Source organism: Sphaerotilus sp. (assembly GCF_041083715.1).
GTDB lineage: Bacteria > Pseudomonadota > Gammaproteobacteria > Burkholderiales > Burkholderiaceae_C > Sphaerotilus.
Map to the genome: position 1 here is coordinate 1 of NZ_JBFPGY010000123.1, position 3,297 is coordinate 3,297.

The window sequence follows — 3,297 nt, forward strand, 5'->3', positions numbered from 1 at the left end:
CCTTCGGTCTGTTCTGCGACGTCGGGATTCCCGTGCTGCTGCAGCGCTTCGAATCACCGAGCTACCGGGCCACGCTGGCCGAAGCCAATCTGGGCTTCCGTGCCTTCACCGAGATCGAGCGTGCCCGCCATGGCACCGACCATGCGGTCGTCGGTGCCGCACTGGCGCGGACCTGGGGGGTTGGTGAGGACATCGTCGAAGCGGTCTGCCTGCACCACGACTACCGGGTGCTCGGCGCGGAACACCGCCGCCGGCCGTCCAGCCTGCTGATCGCGCTGGCGCTGGTGGCCGAGCGCATGATCCAGCTCCACCGTGGCCGCAACCGCCATGGCGAGTGGCAGCGCGGCGGTGCCCAGGCCCTGGCTGCGCTGGGCATGAGCGAGTCCGATTTCGAGGACTGGAGCGACGAGATCCGGACCCAGATGGTGCTCAGCGGTCCCTGAAGACGTCGAGCAGCCGGTCCAGGCCCCCTTCATCGATGGCGACCATGGCCTGGGCGCGCACGGCGGGTTTGGCGTGGTGCGCCACGGACAGGCCTGCGACGCCCATCATCGGCAGGTCGTTGGCCCCGTCGCCCATGGCGATGGCCTGCGACGGGGCGATGCCCATGCGTGCGCAGGTGGCCAGCAGCGTGCGGCGTTTTTCCTCGCCGTCGCAGATGTCGCCCCAGTCCTGGTCGACCATGCGGCCCGTCAGGTGGCCGTTGACGATCTCCAGCCGGTTGCTGCGGGCCTCGTCGAGCTGCAGGCGGGCGGCCACCCGGTCCGCGAAGAAGGTGAAACCACCCGAGACCAGCAGCGTCTTCAGGCCTGCGGCGCGGCAGGTGTCGACCAGCGCCTCGGCGCCCGGGTTGAGCTGCAGGCGCTGGGTGTAGACCTCCTCCAGCGCGCTGGCCGGCACCCCGGCCAGCAGGGCGACCCGGCGGCGCAGGCTGTCCTTGTAGTCGGTGATCTCGCCGCGCATTGCGGCGGCGGTGATGGCCGCGACCTCGGCCTTGCGTCCCGCGGCGTCGGCGATCTCGTCGACGCACTCGATGTTGATCAGCGTCGAGTCCATGTCGAAGGCGATGAGCTTGAAATCACGCAGGTGCAGCGGAGGCTCGAAACCCTGGATCACCAGGCCGGGGGCAAGTTCACGGGGAGAAGCAGACATCGCAGCAGGTACAGAAAAAAGAGGGGTTCGAGAAAGCCCGCGATCCTACCCGCTCGCTGGCTTCGCTCACTGGGCCAACGGCGTTCCCAGTGCCCGCAGCACATCACGCACGTACTGCGCCCGGTCCTTCGCGTCCGGGTAAGCGCGTTCGATGCGCAGCTTGTCGTTGCCGGCGAGCTTCACGTTCCGGTTCTTCTGCACCAGCTCGATGATGCGCATCGGCTCGATCGGCGGGTTCGGGCGGAAATGGATGTTGATGACCGCCGGCCCCGCGTCGATCTTGGTCACGCCGTAGGGCTTGGCCTGCACGCGCAGGCGGTGCAGGTCGAACAGCGCCTGCCCTTGTGCCGGCAGCTTGCCGAAGCGGTCGACACACTCTTCCAGCATCGTGTCGATCTTGTCCGGCTTGTCCGTGGTGGCGAGCCGCTTGTAGAGGTTCAGGCGCACCTGCACGTCCGGGCAGTAGGCGTCGGGCAGCAGCGCCGGCGCGTGCAGGTTGACGTCGGTGGTCGCACCGAAGAAGCCGGTCGGCGAAAGCAGGTCCGGCTCCTTGCCTGCCTTGAGGGCGCGCACCGCTTCCGACAGCATCTCGTTGTAGAGCTGGAAGCCGACCTCCATCATGTTGCCGCTCTGGTTGTCGCCCAGCACCTCGCCTGCGCCGCGGATCTCCAGGTCGTGCATGGCGAGGTAGAAACCCGAGCCGAGTTCCTCCATGCTCTGGATCGCGTCCAGCCGCTGCTGGGCCTGCTTGGTGAGGCTGTCGATGTCGGGCACCAGCAGGTAGGCATAGGCCTGGTGGTGGCTGCGGCCGACGCGCCCGCGCAGCTGGTGCAGCTGGGCCAGGCCGAACTTGTCGGCGCGCGCCATGAGGATGGTGTTGGCGGTCGGCACGTCGATGCCGGTCTCGATGATGGTCGAGCACAGCAGCACGTTGTGGCGCTGGGCCACGAAGTCGCGCATCACCCGCTCCAGCTCGCGCTCGGGCATCTGGCCATGGGCGACGCCGATGCGGGCTTCGGGGATCAGCTCCTGCAGCGACTGGCGCCGGTTCTCGATCGTGTCGACCTCGTTGTGCAGGAAGTAGACCTGCCCGCCGCGCTGGAACTCGCGCAGCACGGCTTCGCGGATCGTGCCCTTGCTCTCGTTGCGCACGAAGGTCTTGATCGCCAGCCGCCGCTGTGGCGCCGTGGCGATCACCGACAGGTCGCGCAGGCCTTCGAGCGCCATGCCCAGCGTGCGTGGAATCGGCGTGGCGGTCAGCGTGAGCACATCGACCTCGGCGCGCATCGCCTTCATCTGCTCCTTGTGGCGCACGCCGAAACGGTGTTCCTCGTCGATGATCAGCAGGCCGAGGTTCTTGAACTTCGTGTCCGGGCTGAGCAGCTTGTGCGTGCCGACGACGATGTCCACGGTGCCGTTGGCCAGCCCTTCCATGGCCGCCTTGACCTCCTTGGGCGAGCGGAAGCGGCTCATCTCGGCGATCTTCACCGGCCACTGCGCGAAGCGGTCGACCAGCGTCTGGTGGTGCTGCTCGGCCAGCAGCGTGGTCGGCGCGAGCAGCGCGACCTGCTTGCCGCCCGTGACCGCGACGAACGCGGCCCGCAACGCCACCTCGGTCTTGCCGAAACCCACGTCGCCGCAGACCAGCCGGTCCATGGGCCGCGGGCTGATCATGTCCTGGATGACGGCGTGGATGGCGGCGTTCTGGTCGGCGGTTTCCTCGAAGCCGAAGCTGGCGGCGAAGGCCTCGTAGTCCTGTGCCGAATAGCGGAAGGGGTGGCCTTCGCGCGCGGCGCGGCGGGCGTAGAGGTTGAGCAGTTCGGCTGCGGCGTCGCGCACCTGCTCGGCGGCCTTGCGCTTGGCCTTTTCCCACTGGCCGGAGCCGAGCTTGTGCAGCGGCGCCTCGTCCGCGCTGACGCCGGTGTAGCGGCTGATCAGGTGGAGCTGCGACACCGGCACGTACAGCGTCGCCTTGTCGGCGTATTCGAGGTGCAGGAACTCGGTCGGCCCGTCGCCGAGGTCGATGCCGATCAGGCCCTGGTAGCGGCCGATGCCGTGGTTGGCGTGCACCACCGGGTCGCCGACCTTCAGCTCGGACAGGTCCTTGATCAGCGCCTCGACGTCGCTGGTGGCTTCCTGTCGGCG

Annotated in this window: 3 protein-coding genes; 1 reads left to right on the top strand and 2 read right to left on the bottom strand. The window is 68.3% G+C overall.

Features of this window, described 5'->3' with window-relative positions; genetic code table 11:
- A partial coding sequence (locus AB3X43_RS05860) for an HDOD domain-containing protein (RefSeq protein ID WP_369428931.1) occupies nt 1–443 on the top strand: 443 nt, incomplete at its 5' end.
- On the opposite strand, the gene serB is transcribed toward AB3X43_RS05860, so the two are convergent.
- Together serB and mfd are read right to left on the bottom strand one after the other, a co-directional pair.
- Nucleotides 430–1,152 (bottom strand): phosphoserine phosphatase SerB, encoded by a 723-nt coding sequence (serB, locus tag AB3X43_RS05865; protein WP_369428932.1) that lies wholly within the window; start codon nt 1,150–1,152, stop codon nt 430–432. The two genes, AB3X43_RS05860 and serB, sit on opposite strands and share 14 nt — an antisense overlap.
- Before the next feature lie 66 nt (nt 1,153–1,218).
- Nucleotides 1,219–3,297, bottom strand: a 2,079-nt coding sequence (gene mfd, locus AB3X43_RS05870) for a transcription-repair coupling factor (RefSeq protein ID WP_369428933.1), incomplete at its 5' end; no start/stop codon positions are given.

Bases quoted from the DNA above. Each gene is read 5' to 3' on its own strand.
- serB (WP_369428932.1), bottom strand. From the start codon at position 1,152: ATGTCTGCTTCTCCCCGTGAACTTGCCCCCGGCCTGGTGATCCAGGGT.